Genomic DNA, 20,295 nt, shown 5'->3' with positions numbered 1-20,295 from the left:
CAGCTTTTACAGTTACATTGCCCCCTCAATTGGCAGAAATCGGGAGCCAATGAAGCCAGGGATGCGCCCAAACACGGGCAGCGTCTTTACCCCGAAAACTTCGATCACCGGCAGGTCTTCTGGCTTACCCGATCCCGGACACCTTCCCGCCTGGCAGTAGCCAAACAGTGGCATTAAAGTCCGCGATCCTTAAACGGGTTTACAGCTGCGGGGACAGCTCCTGTTTTCCACAGGATTCCCTTTTCATTCCAACTGAAAAAATCAGTATCGAAACCGGTAATATGCCTGCAATGATACAGATATTTTTTCGCGCAAAAGTTAAATTCGCCATATTTTTTTCGCGCTTTTTACAAACAGGATGCCCGTTTATCTGATTGGGAATCCTAACTTTGGCAAGGAATAAATTTAAGCGATCCATGCAGAAGCCGTTACTCTTCATTTTCATTCTTCTACTTTTTACAGGGGTTGCCTGTCAGGAAAAAGGTTATCCGAAGCCCAAAAACCTGATCAGCGAGAAAAAAATGGTGGACATTCTTTACGATATTCACCTCAGCGAGTCGATATCCGAAAAATTCAGGTACAACAATCCCGACAGTCTGTCGGTGGACTCAAAAGAACTTTACCAATCGGTACTCGATAAATACAAGCTGACTGATTCGGTTCTGACCGTTTCGATTATTTATTACTCGGCACACCCAAAGGCATACGAGAAGATATACACCCAGGTAATTGAACGGATGAACATGCAACAAGAAGAAATGAAAAAACAAGGGGACCTGACGATTCCCGGTAGAGAATGAAAAAATTTGCCGCCCATTTTGTGTTTCCGGTCAACAGCTCTCCTATTGCCAAGGGAATTGTAGAAGTTGACCCCAGCGGAAAAATCATCCAGCTCATCCGCCCCAAAGGGGATTTGACGGAGATGGCCGGCATGGAGTTTCACAACGGCATCCTGTGCCCGGCCTTTGTCAACTTGTTTGAGGAATTTACGTTGCTGAAATTTTTCACCTTCTTTCCCGAACTGAAGGAATACGAATCACTTCTGCCTCACCAACACAACGGGGAACGTGCCATCCTGGAATGGATGAAGGCCATTCAGCTCAAGAATGGCAAACTAAGCCTCGAAAAACTCATTCGCTTGTTCAGCTACGAATCGGCCAAAACGATTGACCTGCAAAACGAGCTGGGCACCCTGGAAGCCGGAAAGCGCCCCGGCCTACTGCTCATTTACAACATGGACTACACCAATTTGCGCCTCACCGAAAACAGTCGGTTGAAAAGACTGATATAATCCCTACTTTTGCCTGAAAGTTTTAAGCATGGCAACTTTCCTCTTCAATAAAATTATTTTTGGCCCCGTAAAAAGCCGTCGGTTGGGCGTTTCGCTCGGTGTAAACCTTTTGCCCACCGACAGTAAAGTGTGTTCGTTCGACTGTATTTATTGCGAGTGTGGCTGGACACCCCGCAAGCGCGAATCGAAAGCCAAACTGCCCACCCGCGAACAGGTGGCCCAAAAGCTGGAAGAACAGCTGCAACAAATGAAGAAAGCCGGTGAGCTGCCCGATGTCATCACCTTTGCCGGAAACGGCGAACCGACGCTGCATCCCGATTTCCCCGGCATTATTGACGACACCCTGGTCCTGCGCAACCAGTATGCCCCGAACTGCCGGATTGCCGTCCTCTCAAACTCCACCATGATTGACCGCGAGCCGGTATTTCGGGCTTTGCTGAAGGTGGACGACAACATCCTGAAACTGGATTCGGCCATTGCCGAAACCGTGGAACTGCTCGACTGCCCGATGGGTAGGTTCGACCTCCCAAAAGTTATTGAACACCTGGCGCGTTTTGGTTCGCAAGCCATTATCCAAACCTTGTTTGTGCGGGGCAACCACAAGGGGCAAACCATCGACAACACCACCGAAACCGAACTGGCGGCATGGCTTGATGCCTTGAAGAAAATAGGCCCCCGGCAGGTAATGATTTATACGATCGACCGCGATACGCCCGCTCTGGGCTTGGTAAAAGTTCCGTTGGAAGAACTCAACCAGATTGCCCAACGGGTGCAACAGGAAGGATTTGACGTGCAGGTTTCCGGCTAACCCAACTGTCAGGATTCATAACACACAAACGAAGCATAATCCACCACGGTATCCGAAGGATGTATATCGCCGGAATTTCCGCGACTCAACAGGCTCATCTCCGGGTGGTTTGACACCAGTCCGGCATAAGCCACCAGTGTCATGATCGGTCCGTATCCGCAGGCAGAAACCTGATGTTCTTTCACCGCATCAAAAATTCCTTTCACATCCATACTCAGGATTTGGTCGATCACGTACTGGTCTTGCTCAAATCCGTGTTTCGGGGTTTCGTAGTGAGAAAAGTCGGACGAGGCAACGACCAGCACCTGCTTCCCGGTGTGCTCCTTTGCCTGAAAGATTTTTTGAGCCAGCAAGTTGGCGCTTTCCACAGTCTGACGGCTCATCGTGATCATCGCCAGGCGAAAAGGCGCCGGACAAAAATACTGCAACAAAGGCAGTTGCACTTCGCCCGAATGTTCACGGGCATGGGCTGTGTAGTCGGGGACGATGTCCATCGCTTCTAAAAATTCTTCATCGGTTTCCAGTCGGCCCAGCGGAGTTTCCCACCACCCGGCATCGCTGCTGTTAAAAGCTCCGGAACCATAACCTGTATGGTTCGGATTGATGATAACTACCGTATCAACATGTTGACCGCGACGTTTCAGCAGAGCATAAAAATGAACCGCCTGCCAGGCCGAATACACGTACCCGGCATGTGGAACGATACCGCCAATCAACTGACGGCCAGCCAATGTCAGGTTGATGCGCGGCTTTTCGGCTTCGTACACTTGCATGATCAGTTGTTTCAGATCGGGCTCCGTGCCGGGATAAAAACTTCCGGCAAAAGCTGCCCTACGAATGGCTTGCTGCATGACTAAAATATTTGATTACTTGTGTTTGGCAGTTAGCGCAGCGCCCTTGCCCGTCCATCCCGGTAATGCGAACGTGGTAGGCATCACGCTCAATGAGCCTGTGCCCACAGTGCGGACAAAATGTGTCGTCGTGGTCGCCGGCAGTCATGTTGCCCAGGTAAACATGGCTTAATTGCTCCTTGGCCAGGTCGTACAAACGGAACATCGTTTCGGAGGGTGTGGGTGGCAACTTCATCTTATAGGCCGGAAAATAGCGCGACAAGTGCAACACGGTTGTCCGGCCCAGTTCGTTCGCAATCCAGCGGCACATGTCTGTAAATTCGGCTTCCTGATCATTCAGCCCGGGAATCACCAGATTAGTCAGCTCCAAATGGTTTCCCGCCCGGGCAATCATGCGGAGCGTTTTTAATACCGGCTTTAACATTCCCTGGCAATATTGCCGGTAGAAATTTTCGTTGAAGGCTTTCAGGTCGATGTTGAAGGCATCGATATGCGGCAACAATTTTTCGAGCGGATGCGGCAAAATATAGCCATTGCTTACCATCACATTTACCAGGCCTTTTTCATGCGCCCGGATGGCTGCATCCAACATAAACTCATAAAAAACAGTGGATTCGTTGTATGTGAAGGCCAGACCCAGATTATGATTGGTGGAAAGGGCCATATCGATCAAACTGTCCGGGCTATAGGGATGGAAACTTCCTCCGTTGGTTACCATACTCTGCGAGAGTGAATAATTCTGGCAAAAGTCGCAATGGAAATTACACCCGACAGTCCCAATGGAAAGGATTTTCTCACCCGGATAGAAGTGGTACAGCGGTTTCTTCTCTATCGGGTCGAGGTTGATGGCTGCCAGTTGTCCGTACACTTCCGACACCAGCATCCCGCCGTGGTTTTTACGCGTGCCGCAGTTGCCCACATCCCCGTCATCCAACTCGCAAAGGGTGGGGCAAAGCTGGCATTTCACTTTGTTTTCGTACAATTTGGTATAAAATAGTGCTTCGTGCATGACTCATATTTTTTGTAGGATTTCCTGTTCAATAACTTTTTATACGAAAACAACGGCTGAAAGGTGTGCAGGTGGCGGGCAAAACGAATGAGGAAGTTTTTCGGCCGCTGATAAAAATCCTTTTCTTTGCGGGTCTTCTGTTTTATGTTTGAAGAGAAGTTCTGCTTGTATGAAGAAAATACTCATTACCATTTTGCTACTTGCCCCATTCCTGAAAGGATTACCGCAGGAAAGAAAGCTGAGCCTGGAGGGTGAGCTGCTTATCCACAGCCGGCATCTCTGGCGGGGCATGCGATTCGGCGAAACCGCTACAGCAGAGCCTTCGGTCACCATACGCCGCGGCGCTTTTTCATTTAACTTATGGGCAGCCAAAACCTGGGACGACTCGTACGCCGAAATCGACCTGATTCCCTCCTGTAAAATCAACCAGTTTGAAATTACCGTGTTTGATTACTACAATCCTGTTCCCGGCGAGGACAATACCTTTTTCAACTTGAAAGATGGCAGAAACCGGCATTCCACCGAATTGGCCTTAACGCAGCATCCTTCAGCAAAATTCCCGGTACGCATGATGGCGGCCACCTTCTTTTTTGGCGACAAAAACCCCGACAACGGCAATGCTTATTATTCAACCTATGCAGAACTGGGATGCCCGGTAAATATGGCCGGCTTTCAACTGGAACCCATACTTGGACTGACACCCCACCAAGGTTATTACGCCGGTAAGTTTGCGGTAATCAACACGACCCTCCAGGTAAAAAAGAATTTCTGCATAAGCCCGGACTTAATCCTTCCCGTAAAGTTGAGTTTGGTGCACAATCCCCACCGGGAAAAGACTTTCGTTGCGCTTTCTGCCGGCATCGGTTGGCAGTGATGCCTGGCTCTCCCGTCCGACATTTTCGTGGTCGGTTGTAATTTTTAACGAATGCAATGACTCATTCACCAGAATAAAACAAGACAACTTACAAGCTATGAAGAAAATTAATCCCTTGATGAAATTCGCTGTGATGACTTTTTTGGGTATGTTAGCCGCTATGACAACATACAGCCAACAAAACAGAGCCGACATTCCGGAGAAATACACCTGGAATTTGACTGACATTTTCCCCTCGGACGAAGCATGGCGGGAAGCCGTAACCGAATTAAGCGGCAAGCTCGACCAGATAGAACAGTTTAAAGGAACGCTGACCACTTCGGCCAAAAATTTACTGAAAGCCCTGCAATTCAACACGGAGCTTTCGAAGGAAGCCTCAAAAATTTATTTATACGCGGGCATGAGCTCCGACCTCGACACCCGCAACATGAAATACAGCGGCATGAAACAAGAGCTGCAGCAACTATTTTCTGCTTTCGGGGCCAAAGCTGCCTTTATTGAGCCGGAGATCCTGACAGCCGACTGGGCAACCATTGAGAATTTTATGCAGGAAGAACCCGGACTGGAGATCTATCGCATGAACCTGGCAAACATGTTCCGCACCAAGGCGCACACGCTCAGCGAAACCGAAGAGCGGATCATGGCCTTGTCGGGCCTGGTATCGGGCGTATCGCAATCGGTGTACAGCTCCTTTTCGAATGCCGAGCTACCGAAGCCGGAAGTGACCTTGAGCAGCGGCGAAACCCTATCGGTGGGCAGCGCCGAATATAACCGCTACCGGGCCGCCGCCAACCGGGCCGACCGCGAAATTGTGTTCGACGCCTTCTGGAACAACTACGCCAGGTTCCGCGGCTCGTTCGGTGAAATGCTTTACGGCAATGTGAAAGCCGACATGTTCCGCGCCCGCGCCCGCCATTACGAGTCGTCGCTCCAGGCCTCGCTCTACCCGAACAATATTCCGGCAGAGGTGTACCATTCGCTGGTGGACAACGTGAACAAGAACCTGCCTGCCTTTTACCGCTACCTCAACATCAAAAAACGGATGATGGGCGTAGATACGCTGAAATACCTCGATTTGTATGCGCCGGTTGTAAAAGATGTGGACCTGAAATACAGCTACGAAGAAGCCACCCGACTGGTGCTGGAATCGCTGCAACCGCTGGGCGACGAATATGTCTCAACAGTTGAAAAGGCCATCAACGAACGCTGGATTGACGTGTACCCCGCCCCAGGCAAACGTTCGGGTGCGTACTCAAATGGTGCCCATTACGACGGGCACCCCTTTATCCTGCTCAACTACACCGAATTATACGACGATGTAAGCACCCTCACCCACGAACTGGGGCACACCATGCAGAGCTATTTCTCCAACAAAACCCAACCCTATCCCACGGCCGATTATGTCACTTTTGTGGCCGAAGTAGCCTCTACCTTCAACGAAGTGCTGCTGTTCAACCACATCATTGAACAGGTGAAGGATGACGATGTGAAACTCTCGATCCTGATGAACTGGCTCGACCGTTTTAAAGGGACTTTGTTCCGCCAAACCCAATTTGCCGAATTTGAACTGAAAATCCACGAAGAAGCCGAACAGGGCAAACCCCTCACCGGCGACACGTTCTCCGAAATCTATGCCGATATCGTGAAACGTTACTACGGACACGAGCAGGGCATTTGCCACATCGACGATTACATCAATATGGAATGGGCCTTCATCCCCCACTTCTACTACAACTTTTACGTTTATCAGTACAGCACTTCATTCACGGCCTCCATCTCGCTGGCCGAAAAAGTGATGAGCGGTGACCAACAGGCCCTCAAAAATTACATGGATTTCCTGTCTGCCGGGGGTTCGGATTACCCGATAGAGCTGTTGAAAAAAGCCGGTGTGGACATGACTTCATCCGAGCCTTTTGAGAAAACCATAGCCGCCATGAATAAAGTGATGGACGAGATTGAGCACATCCTCAACAAGAAGGAGAAGAAATAAGCAGTATAATACCCAAAAAATATTCCCCGGCAAAGCAAACCTAAATGTCAGCTTTCCCGGGGATTTTTCTTCAAATAGCCATCCACGGCACCTCCATTCTTTTCATTTCATTAAAAATTGAAAGACATCCTTGGCATTTCATTTCTTCTTGTCCTGTTTTTAAACAGAAAAATGTACTTTTGCTGATCAATTTTCAAAATCAAAAATCAGGATAAACCACAAAATCTGCAAAATACACAAACAACATGAAACGACTGAAAATTAAAGAAGTATTGGCTGGCGGGCAAGTTGGCCAGCAAGTGTTGGTTAAAGGATGGGTACGGACTAAGCGCGGAAGTAAAAATGTAAATTTTATTGCCCTGAATGACGGATCGACCATCCACAATTTGCAGATTGTTGCCGATGTGGAAAAATTTGGAGAAGAATTGCTCAAGGAGATCAACACCAGTACTTCGTTGGCCATTACCGGCGAGCTGGTTGAATCGCAGGGAAGCGGCCAGGCCGTTGAGCTGAATGCTTCGGATATCATTATCTACGGGAAAGCCGATCCGGAAAAATACCCGATCCAACCGAAAAAGCACAGCCTCGAATTTTTGCGCGAGAATGCCCACCTGCGCTTCCGTACCGCCACGTTCAGCGCGGTTTTTCGCATTCGCCACGCGATGGCATTCGCTATTCACAAATATTTCAACGACAAAGGTTTTTACTATCTGCATACACCGATTATCACCGCGTCGGATGCCGAAGGCGCCGGACAAATGTTCCGCGTTTCTACCCTGCCGGCTGTCAACCCGCCCTCAACCGAAGAGGGTGACGTGGACTTCGCGCAGGACTTTTTCGGCCGCCCGACCAACCTGACCGTTTCCGGCCAGCTGGAAGGCGAACTGGGCGCAACGGCCCTGGGCGAAATCTATACCTTCGGGCCAACCTTCCGTGCCGAAAACTCGAACACCACCCGCCACCTGGCCGAGTTCTGGATGATTGAACCGGAAATGGCGTTTTATGAGCTGACCGACAACATGGATCTGGCTGAGGAATTCCTGAAATACCTCATCGAATACGCCCTGGAAAACTGCCTGGACGACCTCAAGTTTTTGAGCAACCGTCTGCAACAGGAAGAAAAAGATAAGCCGGCCGACCAACGTTCGATGGAGCTGATAGAAAAGCTTCAGTTTGTCCGGGATAACGACTTCGTCCGTTGCACCTATACCGAGGCCATTGACATCCTGAAAAACTCGAAACCCTACAAAAAAGGCAAGTTCCAGTTTCCAGTGGAATGGGGCATCGACCTGCAAAGTGAGCACGAACGCTATCTGGTTGAAAAACACTTTCAAAAACCCGTCATTCTGATCAATTATCCGAAAGACATCAAGGCGTTTTACATGAAGCAAAACGATGATGGCAAAACGGTAGCCGCAATGGATGTGCTGTTCCCGCAAATTGGCGAAATCATTGGCGGTTCGCAGCGCGAAGAGAACTACGATAAGCTGGTGGCCCGCATGGAAGAAATGGACATTCCTGCCGAAGAAATGTGGTGGTACCTCGACACGCGCCGATTTGGCACTGTGCCCCACGCCGGGTTTGGTCTAGGTTTCGAGCGCTTCATCCTGTTTGTTACCGGCATGGGCAATATCCGCGATGTAATCGCTTTTCCACGGACCCCGAAAAACGCTGAATTTTAATCCCGTTTCCGAAACGCACGACGGTAATTTCTTTACCGTGATGAAACAGGCAAAGATCAGCTATATCCTTTTTATGATTGTTTCCCTTCTGGGGCAAATACAGGAAGGGCATGCCCAATCCAGCCTGTTGCTTTACCAGCTAAACGAAGGTCCCGGCGTCAACCCGGCCATTCTGCCAACCCCTGAGAAATATAGTTTCAGCATTTTTCCGCTGGCTGGGACTTCAGTGAGCTACAACAGCCACGACGAGGTAAGAAATGCCTTTGATATTGGCACCAGCAACCCAAGTGAAGAAGAGATAACAGATATCTTCAAAGGCTTCATCCATCAAAAACTGGTTTACCAGCAAGCCGACATAACCTGGCTAAGCCTGGGGTTACGAACCAAGGCTGGCAACTTCAGTATGCAAGTTAGCGAGCATGCCTATGGCACAGTCCGCCTTCGGGGCAATTTGCTGGACTTTTTCGTGGAAGAAAGCGAAACCATGTTCCAACTGGGAAATGAACAAAACTTTCCCGGCGAAGGCATACATTTCCGGAAATACAGTTTGGGCTATGCCAAAGAGATGTTACACCGCAAACTGGAGGTGGGATTTCGGGCCAATCTGTATTTTGGCAAATCTTTTTTAAGCTCCGATTTTTCAGGAAGCATCACCGAGGAAAACGAACGTTTTTATGTCCGCTCATCAGGTCAACTGAATTTCTCGGCGCCTGTCACCATCATAGAATCCCCCGACGGATCGAAAGATCTGGCAGCCAGCGAAAACAGCAATGCGCTTGATTACCTGACCAATACGAAAAATGTTGGGACAGGCATTGACCTGGGATTGAAATACACCGTCAGCCCATACCTGCATGTTACCGCCAGTGCCATGAACCTGGGGACCATCAACTTCAAAAATAACCTGCAAACACTTGATTTCAACGGGCAATCCGAACTCACCAGCGATAAAGTGTCCAGGCAGGTTTTGGAAGACGGCACTGTCGTGTTGGTGAAAAACGTCGATGAAATTTCGCTGAGCGAAACGTTTGAAAATTTATACGAAGTGGCCGGTGACCAGCCAAGCAGTTTCAACACCACCTTGCCAGCCATTTTTATTGCCGGGGCAAATTACCAGGTTGGGACAAACCTATCGGTGGGACTGACCGACAGGCTGGTGAAGCACAATAAGCTAAACTACAACAGTCTTTTACTATCGGCAACAACACAGATAACCAGGCACTTACATATCAGCTTAGGATATGCTGCCATAGCCGGCTCTTACGCCAACATCCCGTTCGGACTACAGTATAAATGGCCTGGCGGATCGGCTTACCTGATCACCGACAATGTCCTGCCGGTTTTGGATGACTCACTTTCCGACATTCGGGGGCTGTCTTTTGGGGCAAGCTTTTACCCCTTCCGTCCGAAAACAAAGTACCAGGAGGTTCCCTATCTACCCTTCTTCAGGCTAAAAAAACAACGCCGTAACAGATAATAAAATCAGGAAAAACGCTGAATAACCAGGCTGGTGAACCATTCATTTCGTTGGCTAACGACCGAAAGAAGGCTTGTAACCCTTGTATTTTGAAACCTATGGATACAGGGTTCGCATAAAAATTATAATTTTGAGGAAAGTTAAAACGTATGCCATCTCAGAAACTCAGCTTACAGCAGAAAATGCTTCAAAAGCTATCGCCTCAGCAAATACAGGTGATCAAGCTTTTGGAGATCCCCATCATGCAGCTGGAGCAGCGTATCAAAAAAGAGCTGGAAGAAAACCCGATTTTAGAACTCACCAGTGATTCGCCCTCGGACGAATCGACGGCACAAGACGAGGAACATGACAATGATAACGACAACGATGAGTTTTCGTTGGAAGATTACATGGATGAAGACGATATCCCCGAATATCGCTTGTCGGCTAATAATTATTCGAAAGATGACAAACAAATAGACGTCCCTTTTTCAGCCGGGACCAGCTTTCACGAATCGATGCATGAACAGCTTGGCCTGGCCGATCTGAACGAAACCCAACGAAAACTGGCCGAATACATTATCGGCAATATTGATGAAGACGGTTATCTGCGCCGCGATTTGTTGTCGATCAGCGACGACCTGGCCTTCAACCTCAACCTGGATGTAAGCGAAAAAGAATTGGCTCAAATACTGGAAACTATTCAGGATTTTGATCCTCCCGGCGTGGGCGCACGCGACCTGCAGGAATGTTTATTGCTGCAAATTCAACGTAAAAAAGGGAACCCGGCCACCTGCCTGGCCATGAAAATTATCGAAGAAAACTTCGAGGAATTCACGCGTAAACATTACGACAAAATTCTGAAGAAATACGAGATAAGTGAGGAAGAGCTTAAAGAGGCCATCGCCGAAATCCTCAAGCTCAACCCTAAACCGGGAAGTTCGTACAGCAACCCACTCAGCAAATCCAACCAGGTGATTGTCCCCGACTTCATCCTCGAAAACAATGACGGAGAGCTGCAACTATCGCTCAACCAGCGCAATGTACCCGACTTGCGGATGAACAGCCATTACATGGACATGCTCAGGTCGTACACTGAAAACAAAAAAAACATTTCGCGCGATCAAAAAGATGCCATGATGTTTGTCAAGCAAAAGCTCGATTCGGCCAAATGGTTTATCGATGCCATTCGCCAGCGCCACCACACGCTGTTGGTGACCATGTCGGAGATTATCGATTTTCAGAAAGAATATTTTCAGGAAGGTGACGAAACTAAGCTGAAACCGATGATCCTGAAAGATATTGCCGACCGAACCGGGCTGGATATTTCCACCATTTCACGGGTGTCGAACAGCAAATACATTCAAACAAACTTTGGCATTTTCCCGCTGAAATATTTCTTTTCTGAAGGCATGCAAAAAGACAACGGCGAAGAAGTTTCGACCCGGGAGATTAAGAAAATTTTGGAGGACTGCATTTCGGGCGAAGACAAACGCCGCCCATTGACCGATGACCGGCTGGCCCAGATCCTGAAAGAAAAGTCGTACCCAATCGCACGTCGTACGGTGGCCAAATACCGCGAACAACTGGGAATTCCGGTAGCTCGTATGCGAAAAGAACTTTAAAAAAAAGACATGAACATCAAGCACCAAATTGCCCGGACCATTTCTCTGCTGTTTCACCCACTGCTAATCCCGACGCTCGGCTTCTTGCTATTGATGAACTCCAGTTTTTACTTTGCGCTGCTCACCTTTCAGGCAAAAAAATATGTCCTGCTGGTCGTATTCCTCTCCACTTTCTTACTGCCCTTGGTCAGCATCGGAATTCTAACCATGAACCCGCGCTTCGACCGAAGTATGGATAAAAACACTGACCGGATCGTCCCCATGCTCTTCAGCGCCATCTTTTACTACATGGGCTATTATTACCTGGGGCGCATACCAATCTACCCGGTTTACCGTGTTTTCCTGATCTCCTCGGTGCTTACGATTATTATCCTGCTGATTATTACCCTACGCTGGAAAATCAGTGCGCACATGGCCGGAATTGGTGGTTTAATCGGCGCTATTATCGCCCTCTCCCTGCGGCTCGGCATCAACTCATCCCTATTGTTGGCCGGGCTCATCGGAGTTGCCGGACTGGTTGGTTCATCGCGCCTGTTGCTCGGCAAACACAATCCGCTGCAAATTTATGTCGGTTTTTTTCTGGGGTTCGCTGTCAACTACCTGGTCCTAAACTACATTTAGCCTCATTTCAACAAAAAACCGAAATCGTCGCCAGCCCGTAGCTCTATTGGTTCCAGTCCTTTCCTGAAAATGCGGGCCGGAAGTTTGCCAATCAGCTCCAGCTGGTCGTCCTCCAGCCAAAGCATGGTCCCCTCCCGAAGTCCAACCACATAGGTTTTGGGATTTATTTCGATGAATTCGTTGATGCGCTGTTCACGGGTTTCACCGGCGTGTCCATCGGGGTTGGCATCCAGGTAGTGGGGATTAATTTGAAAAGGAACCAGGCCTGTGGTGTTGAAACTGGTTGGGTCAATGATCGGCATGTCATTAGTCGTGCGCAAGGTTGGGCACGCCACGTTCGATCCGGCACTCCAGCCAATATATGGGATTCCGTCCAACACCTTCTCGCGAATAAGCTGCATCAGTCCCTGATCGTGCAACATACGCACCAACTGCCAGGTGTTTCCGCCGCCCACCACAATGGCTTCGGCTTCTTTCACCGCTTTCTTCGGATCCTTACAGTGATGGATACCAGCAACAGAATGCCCCAGCTCGGCAAAGCGATCATTTACTTTCTGTTCATACTCATCAAACGAAAAAGTCACCGCAGCATAAGGCACAAACAGCGCCTTAACCGGCTTTTCACCCAGGAATTTCTTGATTTGCTGCTTGGGATAATCAAGATAGGCCTCCCCCGGCATCGTTGAGTTGCTGATCAGTAGAAGTTTCATGGATACTATTTTTTCAGTTTAACGGCTAAAATAGGCAATCTGTCCGGTTCTCCACAGGAAAAAAATCAGGAATTGGCTTGTGGTCAGAAGGAAATCAGCGCGAAGCCCACCGAAAACGGATAAACCTCCGGTCCTTTCCCTTCTTTGAACAAAGGGCGCAAGTCGCAGGTAGCAAAAAGATTTATTCCCCGATAACCCAACCGGAGGGTTGCCGCATAGCGATAATCATGCATGTGAAAGTCGTCGGGTGTTTTCAGCTTTTGCTTCTGGTTGTTCTTTTTATACTTTATTTTGGTGTGTGTACTTAAGTTCTTGCTAGCTGTCACTCCACCTGAAATGTAAAAGCGATATCCGCCTTGTTTTATGGGAACCTGAAATTCCAACAGAAGGGGAATATTCAGGTAGATAGAGGAGAATTTGGATTTTTGGTTCGAATCAAAAAAAAGTGTGACCGGAACAACCCGGTCGGTTTCAGTTACCAGACTGGTGTTTTTATCGAGGTAATACGTTTGAGTTTCCAATCCGATCCCGGTAACCAATCCGATTGTATTTCGGTTGTGCTGGAGGCCTTTAGAGAACTGGATGAGATTGATATTGAGCGAATTCGACCGCCAGAGGTTAATGTCGAGGAAATCCTGCTGGTCAGCCGGATAGTCATTATAATCGGACTGAAAAAAGCCATTCACGCCCAGAAAAACACCGGCCCAATGGCCGCGGAATTCTTCTTCCCAATAATTAAATCCGTCAATCTGTGGCCTTTGCAGGTTAATGATGTTAGCCTTTCTGCTTTTGATAATGTACCGGATCGAGTCCGGCTGTTGCGCCATCGCCTGACCCATGAAATACAAGACCAGACACAAGGCCAGTATAAATTTGAACATGTTTAACTGTTTTGTTTTTTGCATGGCATCGTATTTTAGCAGTGCAAAATTCGTTTATCCAGCTTGTACTTTTCAATGATAACAAAGGTAGGCATGAATTTATTAAAAACGCAAACGTTTTTTTGGCAGGCAAAATTTGTGTCCGGAAAATCAAAAGCCCTGATTTTCTTGCGAAAATCAGGGCTTTGTACCCGGGGCGGGAACATTTAGTAATATTCCCTATTACAATCAAATATATTGAAATAGTTTATTTATAGCACCTACAGCTGTTTTTAACTAAACCAATAGAGCTAATTTTAAACAATTATATACAATGTTCTCTCTTTTTTCTCTCTTTTGATTTACCTTTATCTCTCTTAACATCTCTACAAATGGTGAACGTAACGTATTATATCGACAAAAATAACGCCAACAAAAAAGGATTCTCACCCATCAAGGCAAACATTGCAGTAACGGTGAAAACAGCCGGAAAAACAACGTATAAGAACATCTCAAAAACAGTTGACAGGGTAAAGGTCCGGCACTGGAATAAAAAGAAACAACGGGTAAGCCCGCCCCGACCGGACGAACCAGACAACGACCATGAGAATATAAACCTTCGATTGGATGAGTTACAGTCTGATGCAAAAATTTATTTCAAACAATGCCAGCAACAGGATATTGAGATTACTCCGGATTTGGTGCGCAAATATCTTAACGGCGATAAGATGGGCCGGCAAGCAAACAACCCGTCACTGTGGGAAGCTTACGACCTCTTTTTGAAAGCCGGACAGCTGGAAAAAGCCTATAACACCACCCGGAACCGTAAAACCATCCACACCAAGCTAAAAGAATTTGAAGAGAAAACCGGATACAAAATGACCTTTGAAAACATCAACCTGGAATTTTGGGACCGGTTGAAAGAATACATCCTGGTTGACCAAAACCACGGCTTTAACTACTTGGCCGCCATTGCCGATAAGTTTAAAGCATTTATGAACTGGAGCCATGAGCGGAAATTTCATGAAAATTTGGCCTTCAAAAAGTTTTCAGCACCGGAAAAGGAGATCAGTATAATATCCCTTAACTGGGAAGAACTCCAGCAGCTGATAACCTTTGAGTTTGCAAATAATAAACTGGCAAAGGCCAGGGACTTTTTTTGTTTTGGATGCCTTACTGGGCTTCGGTATGTTGACCTGGTCCAGTTGACGAAAGACAACATCAACGATGGCATGATCCGGATTACCACCCAGAAAACAAACAAAGAAGTAATCATTCCTGTATTCCCAGGGCTTCAAACCATTATCGACCGATACCCGGAACATTATAAGCTTTTGCCAAAATTCTCCAATCAGAAGATAAACGAATACATCAAGAAATGTTGCGAACTGGCCGGGATCAAAGCATTAACCGAGTATAAAACATTTGTAAAAAACGTTACGGTAAAAGAATTCAGGCCAAAGCATGAACTGATAGGAACACATACAGCCAGAAAAACTTTTATCAGTCTGGCATATGAACGGGGACTGGATATCGAAATGATAAAGGCCATAACCGGAATCACCAGGGAAAAGACACTGAAACGATACCTCCAGATATCTAACCACACGAAAAAAGAAAAACTGATGGCTGCCTTTAATACGCTTGGTGAGATTGGAAAAAGTACGTAATTTTGTACGTATAAAAATTGATAGCTATGAAAGCAGTAAATTATTCTGAGCTACGGCAAAACCTGAAAGCCAACCTGGACCAGGTTACCGACAACGAAGAACTGTTGGTTGTTCACCGGCCAAAGGGCAAAAGCGTTGTAATGATGTCACTGGCTGAGTTTAACGCCATACAGGAAACCATGCACCTGAACCGGAGCATAACCAACCGGAAACGGCTTGAAAGTGCCATTGAGAACATAAACGCCAAACAAGGTTTGGTAAAACGGCAAATTGTAGAATAATGGATATCTTTTGGGATAAGTCAGCCTGGGAGGATTACCAGTACTGGATAGAGAATGACCGGAAGGTTCTGAGAAAAATAAACGCGCTGATCAAAGAATGCCAGCGAACCCCATTTGCCGGAACCGGTAAACCAGAAGCCCTGAATAAAGCATTTGGAAACATCTAATAGTTTCCTTTTGTGAAACTTTTTATTTAATTTTGCGTCATTCATCTATGAGAGTTCATCTGATAAAAAAGCAATCTATTGAAGGCTTTGTGGCTGAGAATACCCAGGCAAAGCAGCCGTTTAATAGTTGGTTGTCCATTGTTACACGGGCAGACTGGGAAACGCCCCAGGAAATTGTTGGAACATTCAGCAGTGCGGATATACTTGGAAATGGCTCAGACCGGGTGGTGTTTAACATTGGCGGGAATAAATACCGGATGATCTGCAAATACTATTTCGGTGGACAGAAAGTCCATTTATTTATAAAATGGATTGGCACTCATGCAGCTTACACCAAACTTTGTAATAAAGGGGAACAATATTTTATCGACATTTTTTAACCCAAGGCAATGAACACGTTAAAATACACCATCATTAAAAACGAAGAGCAGTACAACGAGTATTGCAATACATTGGAAGAGTTACTGGTCAAAGGAGATAGAACCCTGACCGATGAAATTGAGTTACTTACCCTGCTAATTGAAAAATGGGACAGCGAGAACAGTTCATTTGACGAACTTACCCCGGTTGAACTGTTAAAATCGTTGATGGAAGAAAATAACCTGAAAGCGGTTGATCTGGCCCGTATCCTTAATTTATCGAAAGGCACGGTTTCAAAAATACTGAACTGCCAAAAAGGATTGTCCAAAGAAACGATCCGGCGGCTTTCCGATCATTTCAAGGTTAACCAAGAAGCTTTTAACCGCCCCTACAAACTGGTAAACGAAATAAACAGGCATTTCCGAAATGCAAGCCTGATGAACACCCGGAAGAATATGGAGAATAGGGTGGCGGTGTGATGGTTAACTTCTGCCCCACGGTAAAAGTATTCTTATAATGCCGCTGTCCGAGTTTACCGCATTGCAAGAAAAACTGCACCTGAACCACTCCGCGCAGGAGGTAGGATTCCATCAAAATAACATTTTACACGCTAAAATGTCTCAAATTAAACGTTTTTGGGTGCATATCTACCGCGTTTTTCTAGTAAAACGTCAATCTCCTCAGGAGTCTCTCTAAATTAAATGGTGGTTATGCTCAGGATTATCCATATCAATTAGGAAACAAGAAACAACTAAATAAAATATCGATCATTGCTCCTTAGCATTCTGTCCAAATCCTTTATTTCTTCGAAGTAATCATCAAACTCTTTGTTAGATAAAAAACCGGTTTTGATATAGTAGTCTTTGTTTAGGTTGAACACCCTTACTACATCGTCTTTTTTCTTCTCAAGTTCGGCTTTCTCTTTTTCATCTTTTGTATTTGCAATCTGATTACTGATAAAATTTACGTCAAAGGTGAAATTGCTAACCAGTTGCATAACCAAGTGCTGCCTTACGTGTGATTTTTCATTTTTCAAGGTTTCAATCAGCAGGTCTTTTTCCTTAATCCGCTCAAGCAACTCTTTTACTGTTTCATCTAGATCCGAATACGCCTCCGTTATTGATTCTAAATCAGCTTTATAGCCGTCGAAGTATTTATCTGAAATAGCGATATCAAACAACTCAATAAACGAGACATCCAAAGCTCTGGCAATGCCTTTACCTATCTCAATTGTGATATTTTGAGTTTTTCCATTCTCAATATTGGCGTAGGATGACTGTTTGATTCCACAGGTCTCAGCAACAATAGTTTGACTTATACCTTTCGATTGTCTTATTTCCTTTATTCTTTCTCCAATGGGTTTCATAAATACAAAAATATAGAAAAAGCTATATAATAAGAATTGTTCTTCCAAATAAAAGTATAGCTTTTTCTATTTGTTTTAATATCTTTAGCTATATTTGTACATGTTTTAACTATAACAATGATGTCCAATGAAAAACATTGAAATTCCCAAAAAGGAAATAAGATCTAAGGCTATTCATCTGCCCGTAACCCCAACAGAACAAAAAGAGATTCTAAGTTACTGCCGTGCAAAAAGAGTAAAAATCACCGACTTAATCCGGCACGCCCTCAAACAAACGTACGACCTCTAATCCTTTAATTATGGAAAAAGTAATGATACTCTCCACTGCCGAAGAAATCGCCAAGGGGTTAAAGATGATCCTGGACGAACATTCATCAAACAAAAAAAAGCCAACTGACTTTGAAACCGAGAAAATGACCGTTGGCGATGGAGCCAGGTACATTGACGTTAGCTATCAAACCCTCTGCAAATGGATAAACGCCGGTAAAGTACCGGTGCATGGTAAAGGGCGCACCCGCTTTTTGTTACGTTCAGAACTGATTGAAGCTTACAAAAAAATTGAATGAGCTTATGAAAAAGAAAAAAACATTCACAGCTACTTTTCCCGGTATTGGCAAAGTAAAGATTAGCAAGGAACGAGCCGAAAGAATCCTTTGGCTCCAGAAGGTAATCCGGGAACGGAAGGAAAAAGAAAGCAGGATCAACATTAAGTGAAAAAAAACAACATGCTACCAAACAAACAACTCCCCCAGATACCCGACACCGAAAGCCAGGAAGATCATCTCGAAATATATGGATTTTACATCTATGGTGGCAAGTACTTTACTGTTGAGATTCAACGGCGGAACAAGGTAAAAGTGGAGCTTTCCAACTTTGTCGGATCAAGCCTTTTTCACTTGGTCAATGGGACCAATAATAGTAAACGTATTATCCAGATACAGCGCAACACCGGCGAGACTTACCTAATCGAAATCCAATCTGGAGAAATGAAACTGGAAACTTTTGAGACGATTTTGAAAAGTAAGCAATGCACTTTTTACGGAAATACCTACCAGCTCAAACGCATATTTTCCCACTGGATGGATAATGAAGTCCAGGCCCATATCATTGAAACAATGGGATGGAACCCCGAACATCAGGTTTATGCCTTTAGCAACGCTATTTTTACCACGTCGGGAAAGCTTTTAAATGCGGATGAAGTAGGGGTAATTACATGCCCTGATTCTGGTAACCGCTATTATTTACCAGCTTTCGGACAAGCTCACATCAATAATCCCGATTACGAAGGCGAACGTAAATTCGTATTTTTAAATTCCGAAATCGATTTTGAAAATTGGGCTATTCTTTATTATAAAGCGTTCGAGACCAACGGAGGAATCGCGATTCTATTTTTGATCCTTTCATTATTCTGGGAGATTGTTTTTGATAAGGTTGGGTTTTTTCCTTTTCTCTTTCTATTTGGGGCTTATGGCACCGGAAAAACCTCAATGACAGAGTACCTTTTACGTGTTTTTGGTGGCGATTTTATTGGCATCCCTTTGAATAATGCTACCCAGGTAGCTCTTTCCCGAACAATAGCGAGCCGGAATAATACCATATTTTATTTGAAGGAATACACACCTGAAACTGACGAAGCGAACCAGGATCTTATCCTCACGGCTTACGATGGATCGGGCCGGGTAACCGGAGTGAAAAGTAACGATAACCGCACCCGGATTGCATCAGTAAAATCGGCTATCGTTTTTGATGGCAACCACCTGCCAAACCAAAAAACGGCAGTACTAAGCCGAATGATCCTGCTGCATTTTGAGAACAACAAGTTTTCTGCTCAACAGCGGGAAGCCTTCAATGAGTTGCACCGCCTCCAGGAGCAGGGATGGGGGAGAGTGATAACAGATATCCTACGCCACCGGGAGTTTTTTGCCAAAAATTTCAGAAAAACGTTTGATGAAAACATCAGGGAATTGCGGGAAAGCCTGAAAGCCGACTTTGCCGAACGGACATTGAAGCATGTGGCACTGATCCTGACTCCGGCCAGGTTGTTATACAAAAAACTACCTTTCCCCTTTTCCTTCAATGATATCACCAGGGCAGTTGTTGAAAACGCAAAAGAGCAGAATATATTACTTCGGCAAACAGACGAGGTAACCATATTTTGGCAAGCATTTGCCTATAACATACGCAATGGCAACCTGGTCCAGTTCATTCATGATTTACCTGTCAGCGACCCGAAAAAAAGCCACTATCGGCTAAAAAGAGACGAAACCGGAGAATCGGTTCTGCAGATTAAACTTCAATTAGTTTACCCGGAATATGTCCGGTACTGTAAAAACAACAATCAGAAGTTTTTGGATTCAAACAGCCTTAGAATGCTATTGACCTCTAAATCTTATTCCCCATTTATCCCGAACACACAAAAAGGCAGAGGTGGAGCTTACACCGATTCTCATTTTGGATCTTGCTATCAGTTTCGATTGAATTTAACAGAAAACGAATATTCAATCAACGAAATAGAATTGAATCTGTAAATGTGGTAAATACTGTAAATCTAAAAGTGTAAACAAATGAATGACAATAGATTAGATATTTACAATCCATTTACATCATTTACACATGTAGTAATAAACATAAAAAAGCATTGTAAATGTTGTAAATGTGCAAAAAACGACCCTAA

At 45.8% G+C, this 20,295-nt stretch carries 22 protein-coding genes and 1 riboswitch; of the genes, 17 read left to right on the top strand and 5 right to left on the bottom strand.

What is annotated here, in order from left to right; translation table 11 throughout:
- Positions 1-92: 92 nt before the first annotated feature.
- Positions 93-293: riboswitch (cobalamin riboswitch) on the bottom strand.
- Between the two features lie 123 nt (positions 294-416).
- From N2K84_RS12325 to N2K84_RS12315, 3 genes are read left to right on the top strand one after another with little or no spacing between them, the layout of a single operon-like run.
- Positions 417-800, top strand: coding sequence for a DUF4296 domain-containing protein (locus tag N2K84_RS12325; protein WP_282592123.1), 384 nt, complete (start codon positions 417-419; stop codon positions 798-800).
- Positions 797-1,291 carry a hypothetical protein gene (locus N2K84_RS12320; protein ID WP_282592122.1) on the top strand — a complete coding sequence of 165 codons (495 nt, stop codon included), beginning with the start codon at positions 797-799 and terminating at the stop codon, positions 1,289-1,291. Before N2K84_RS12325 ends, N2K84_RS12320 begins: the two co-directional genes overlap by 4 nt.
- 28 nt (positions 1,292-1,319) lie before the next feature.
- Complete coding sequence (locus N2K84_RS12315) at positions 1,320-2,099, top strand: radical SAM protein (protein ID WP_282592121.1); 780 nt, start codon at positions 1,320-1,322, stop codon at positions 2,097-2,099.
- An 8-nt stretch (positions 2,100-2,107) separates the two neighbouring features.
- Here the strand turns inward: N2K84_RS12315 and amrB are convergent, their stop codons facing one another.
- Together amrB and amrS are read right to left on the bottom strand one after the other, a co-directional pair.
- Positions 2,108-2,950 (bottom strand): AmmeMemoRadiSam system protein B, encoded by an 843-nt coding sequence (gene amrB / locus N2K84_RS12310; RefSeq protein WP_282592120.1) that lies wholly within the window; start codon positions 2,948-2,950, stop codon positions 2,108-2,110.
- Positions 2,931-3,959: an AmmeMemoRadiSam system radical SAM enzyme gene (gene amrS / locus N2K84_RS12305; protein WP_282592119.1), complete on the bottom strand. Its 1,029-nt coding sequence runs from the start codon at positions 3,957-3,959 to the stop codon at positions 2,931-2,933. The genes amrB and amrS overlap by 20 nt, the downstream gene beginning before the upstream one ends.
- A gap of 169 nt (positions 3,960-4,128) precedes the next feature.
- Between amrS and N2K84_RS12300 the strand changes: the two genes are divergently transcribed.
- The 6 genes from N2K84_RS12300 to N2K84_RS12275 all read left to right on the top strand — a co-directional run bounded on the left by N2K84_RS12300 (position 4,129) and on the right by N2K84_RS12275 (position 12,207).
- Positions 4,129-4,833, top strand: coding sequence for a hypothetical protein (locus N2K84_RS12300; RefSeq protein WP_282592118.1), 705 nt, complete (start codon positions 4,129-4,131; stop codon positions 4,831-4,833).
- Positions 4,834-4,930: 97 nt separating this feature from the next.
- Positions 4,931-6,823 (top strand): oligoendopeptidase F, encoded by a 1,893-nt coding sequence (gene pepF, locus N2K84_RS12295; protein ID WP_282592117.1) that lies wholly within the window; start codon positions 4,931-4,933, stop codon positions 6,821-6,823.
- Positions 6,824-7,068: 245 nt separating this feature from the next.
- Positions 7,069-8,505, top strand: a complete 1,437-nt coding sequence (asnS, locus tag N2K84_RS12290) for an asparagine--tRNA ligase (RefSeq protein WP_282592116.1) — start codon at positions 7,069-7,071, stop codon at positions 8,503-8,505.
- Between the two features lie 40 nt (positions 8,506-8,545).
- On the top strand, positions 8,546-9,982 hold the full coding sequence (locus tag N2K84_RS12285) for a DUF5723 family protein (protein WP_282592115.1): 1,437 nt from the start codon (positions 8,546-8,548) through the stop codon (positions 9,980-9,982).
- Between the two features lie 149 nt (positions 9,983-10,131).
- The gene (gene rpoN / locus N2K84_RS12280) at positions 10,132-11,586 is read left to right on the top strand and encodes an RNA polymerase factor sigma-54 (RefSeq protein WP_282592114.1); all 1,455 of its coding nucleotides are present in this window, start codon (positions 10,132-10,134) and stop codon (positions 11,584-11,586) included.
- A gap of 9 nt (positions 11,587-11,595) precedes the next feature.
- On the top strand, positions 11,596-12,207 hold the full coding sequence (locus tag N2K84_RS12275; protein ID WP_282592113.1) for a phosphatase PAP2 family protein: 612 nt from the start codon (positions 11,596-11,598) through the stop codon (positions 12,205-12,207).
- A 2-nt stretch (positions 12,208-12,209) separates the two neighbouring features.
- Here the strand turns inward: N2K84_RS12275 and pepE are convergent, their stop codons facing one another.
- Together pepE and N2K84_RS12265 are read right to left on the bottom strand one after the other, a co-directional pair.
- A complete protein-coding gene (gene pepE, locus N2K84_RS12270; RefSeq protein ID WP_282592112.1) occupies positions 12,210-12,917 on the bottom strand; it encodes a dipeptidase PepE in 708 nt (235 codons plus the stop codon).
- An 83-nt stretch (positions 12,918-13,000) separates the two neighbouring features.
- Complete coding sequence (locus N2K84_RS12265; protein ID WP_282592111.1) at positions 13,001-13,822, bottom strand: outer membrane beta-barrel protein; 822 nt, start codon at positions 13,820-13,822, stop codon at positions 13,001-13,003.
- Positions 13,823-14,169: 347 nt separating this feature from the next.
- Here N2K84_RS12265 and N2K84_RS12260 point away from each other — a divergent pair, with 347 nt between their 5' ends.
- The 5 genes from N2K84_RS12260 to N2K84_RS12240 are packed head-to-tail and all read left to right on the top strand — an operon-like array spanning position 14,170 to position 16,734.
- Positions 14,170-15,447: a site-specific integrase gene (locus N2K84_RS12260; protein WP_282592110.1), complete on the top strand. Its 1,278-nt coding sequence runs from the start codon at positions 14,170-14,172 to the stop codon at positions 15,445-15,447.
- Between the two features lie 26 nt (positions 15,448-15,473).
- On the top strand, positions 15,474-15,728 hold the full coding sequence (locus N2K84_RS12255; protein WP_282592109.1) for a type II toxin-antitoxin system Phd/YefM family antitoxin: 255 nt from the start codon (positions 15,474-15,476) through the stop codon (positions 15,726-15,728).
- Entirely contained in the window at positions 15,728-15,895 is a 168-nt protein-coding gene (locus N2K84_RS12250; protein WP_282592108.1) for a Txe/YoeB family addiction module toxin, read from the top strand. The genes N2K84_RS12255 and N2K84_RS12250 overlap by 1 nt, the downstream gene beginning before the upstream one ends.
- Before the next feature lie 47 nt (positions 15,896-15,942).
- Positions 15,943-16,275: a type II toxin-antitoxin system HigB family toxin gene (locus tag N2K84_RS12245; protein ID WP_282592107.1), complete on the top strand. Its 333-nt coding sequence runs from the start codon at positions 15,943-15,945 to the stop codon at positions 16,273-16,275.
- A 9-nt stretch (positions 16,276-16,284) separates the two neighbouring features.
- Complete coding sequence (locus N2K84_RS12240; RefSeq protein ID WP_282592106.1) at positions 16,285-16,734, top strand: helix-turn-helix domain-containing protein; 450 nt, start codon at positions 16,285-16,287, stop codon at positions 16,732-16,734.
- A gap of 272 nt (positions 16,735-17,006) precedes the next feature.
- Here N2K84_RS12240 and N2K84_RS12235 read toward each other — a convergent pair whose 3' ends face one another.
- Positions 17,007-17,621 carry a helix-turn-helix domain-containing protein gene (locus N2K84_RS12235; RefSeq protein WP_282592105.1) on the bottom strand — a complete coding sequence of 205 codons (615 nt, stop codon included), beginning with the start codon at positions 17,619-17,621 and terminating at the stop codon, positions 17,007-17,009.
- A 299-nt stretch (positions 17,622-17,920) separates the two neighbouring features.
- Between N2K84_RS12235 and N2K84_RS12230 the strand changes: the two genes are divergently transcribed.
- Genes N2K84_RS12230 through N2K84_RS12220 form a run of 3 tightly spaced genes read left to right on the top strand, consistent with a single transcriptional unit; the run spans position 17,921 to position 20,149 of the window.
- Complete coding sequence (locus N2K84_RS12230) at positions 17,921-18,187, top strand: helix-turn-helix domain-containing protein (protein ID WP_282592104.1); 267 nt, start codon at positions 17,921-17,923, stop codon at positions 18,185-18,187.
- A 4-nt stretch (positions 18,188-18,191) separates the two neighbouring features.
- Positions 18,192-18,335 carry a hypothetical protein gene (locus N2K84_RS12225; protein WP_282592103.1) on the top strand — a complete coding sequence of 48 codons (144 nt, stop codon included), beginning with the start codon at positions 18,192-18,194 and terminating at the stop codon, positions 18,333-18,335.
- A gap of 11 nt (positions 18,336-18,346) precedes the next feature.
- Entirely contained in the window at positions 18,347-20,149 is a 1,803-nt protein-coding gene (locus N2K84_RS12220) for a hypothetical protein (protein ID WP_282592102.1), read from the top strand.
- The last annotated feature ends 146 nt before the right edge of the window (positions 20,150-20,295 follow it).

Origin of the sequence: Gaoshiqia sediminis (assembly GCF_025907915.1) — a bacterium.
GTDB classification, from domain to species: domain Bacteria; phylum Bacteroidota; class Bacteroidia; order Bacteroidales; family Prolixibacteraceae; genus Gaoshiqia; species Gaoshiqia sediminis.
The sequence above is the reverse complement of the archived record's forward strand: the minus strand, read 5'-3'. Positions and strand labels throughout refer to the sequence as shown.

Excerpts from the sequence above, each read along its gene's own strand:
- N2K84_RS12325 (WP_282592123.1), top strand. The coding sequence starts at position 417 with ATGCAGAAGCCGTTACTCTTCATTTTCATTCTTCTACTTTTTACAGGG.
- N2K84_RS12320 (WP_282592122.1), top strand. The coding sequence starts at position 797 with ATGAAAAAATTTGCCGCCCATTTTGTGTTTCCGGTCAACAGCTCTCCT.
- N2K84_RS12315 (WP_282592121.1), top strand. The coding sequence starts at position 1,320 with ATGGCAACTTTCCTCTTCAATAAAATTATTTTTGGCCCCGTAAAAAGC.
- amrB (WP_282592120.1), bottom strand. The coding sequence starts at position 2,950 with ATGCAGCAAGCCATTCGTAGGGCAGCTTTTGCCGGAAGTTTTTATCCC.
- amrS (WP_282592119.1), bottom strand. The coding sequence starts at position 3,959 with ATGCACGAAGCACTATTTTATACCAAATTGTACGAAAACAAAGTGAAA.
- N2K84_RS12300 (WP_282592118.1), top strand. The coding sequence starts at position 4,129 with ATGAAGAAAATACTCATTACCATTTTGCTACTTGCCCCATTCCTGAAA.
- pepF (WP_282592117.1), top strand. The coding sequence starts at position 4,931 with ATGAAGAAAATTAATCCCTTGATGAAATTCGCTGTGATGACTTTTTTG.
- asnS (WP_282592116.1), top strand. The coding sequence starts at position 7,069 with ATGAAACGACTGAAAATTAAAGAAGTATTGGCTGGCGGGCAAGTTGGC.
- N2K84_RS12285 (WP_282592115.1), top strand. The coding sequence starts at position 8,546 with ATGAAACAGGCAAAGATCAGCTATATCCTTTTTATGATTGTTTCCCTT.
- rpoN (WP_282592114.1), top strand. The coding sequence starts at position 10,132 with ATGCCATCTCAGAAACTCAGCTTACAGCAGAAAATGCTTCAAAAGCTA.
- N2K84_RS12275 (WP_282592113.1), top strand. The coding sequence starts at position 11,596 with ATGAACATCAAGCACCAAATTGCCCGGACCATTTCTCTGCTGTTTCAC.
- pepE (WP_282592112.1), bottom strand. The coding sequence starts at position 12,917 with ATGAAACTTCTACTGATCAGCAACTCAACGATGCCGGGGGAGGCCTAT.
- N2K84_RS12265 (WP_282592111.1), bottom strand. The coding sequence starts at position 13,822 with ATGCAAAAAACAAAACAGTTAAACATGTTCAAATTTATACTGGCCTTG.
- N2K84_RS12260 (WP_282592110.1), top strand. The coding sequence starts at position 14,170 with ATGGTGAACGTAACGTATTATATCGACAAAAATAACGCCAACAAAAAA.
- N2K84_RS12255 (WP_282592109.1), top strand. The coding sequence starts at position 15,474 with ATGAAAGCAGTAAATTATTCTGAGCTACGGCAAAACCTGAAAGCCAAC.
- N2K84_RS12250 (WP_282592108.1), top strand. The coding sequence starts at position 15,728 with ATGGATATCTTTTGGGATAAGTCAGCCTGGGAGGATTACCAGTACTGG.
- N2K84_RS12245 (WP_282592107.1), top strand. The coding sequence starts at position 15,943 with ATGAGAGTTCATCTGATAAAAAAGCAATCTATTGAAGGCTTTGTGGCT.
- N2K84_RS12240 (WP_282592106.1), top strand. The coding sequence starts at position 16,285 with ATGAACACGTTAAAATACACCATCATTAAAAACGAAGAGCAGTACAAC.
- N2K84_RS12235 (WP_282592105.1), bottom strand. The coding sequence starts at position 17,621 with ATGAAACCCATTGGAGAAAGAATAAAGGAAATAAGACAATCGAAAGGT.
- N2K84_RS12230 (WP_282592104.1), top strand. The coding sequence starts at position 17,921 with ATGGAAAAAGTAATGATACTCTCCACTGCCGAAGAAATCGCCAAGGGG.
- N2K84_RS12225 (WP_282592103.1), top strand. The coding sequence starts at position 18,192 with ATGAAAAAGAAAAAAACATTCACAGCTACTTTTCCCGGTATTGGCAAA.
- N2K84_RS12220 (WP_282592102.1), top strand. The coding sequence starts at position 18,347 with ATGCTACCAAACAAACAACTCCCCCAGATACCCGACACCGAAAGCCAG.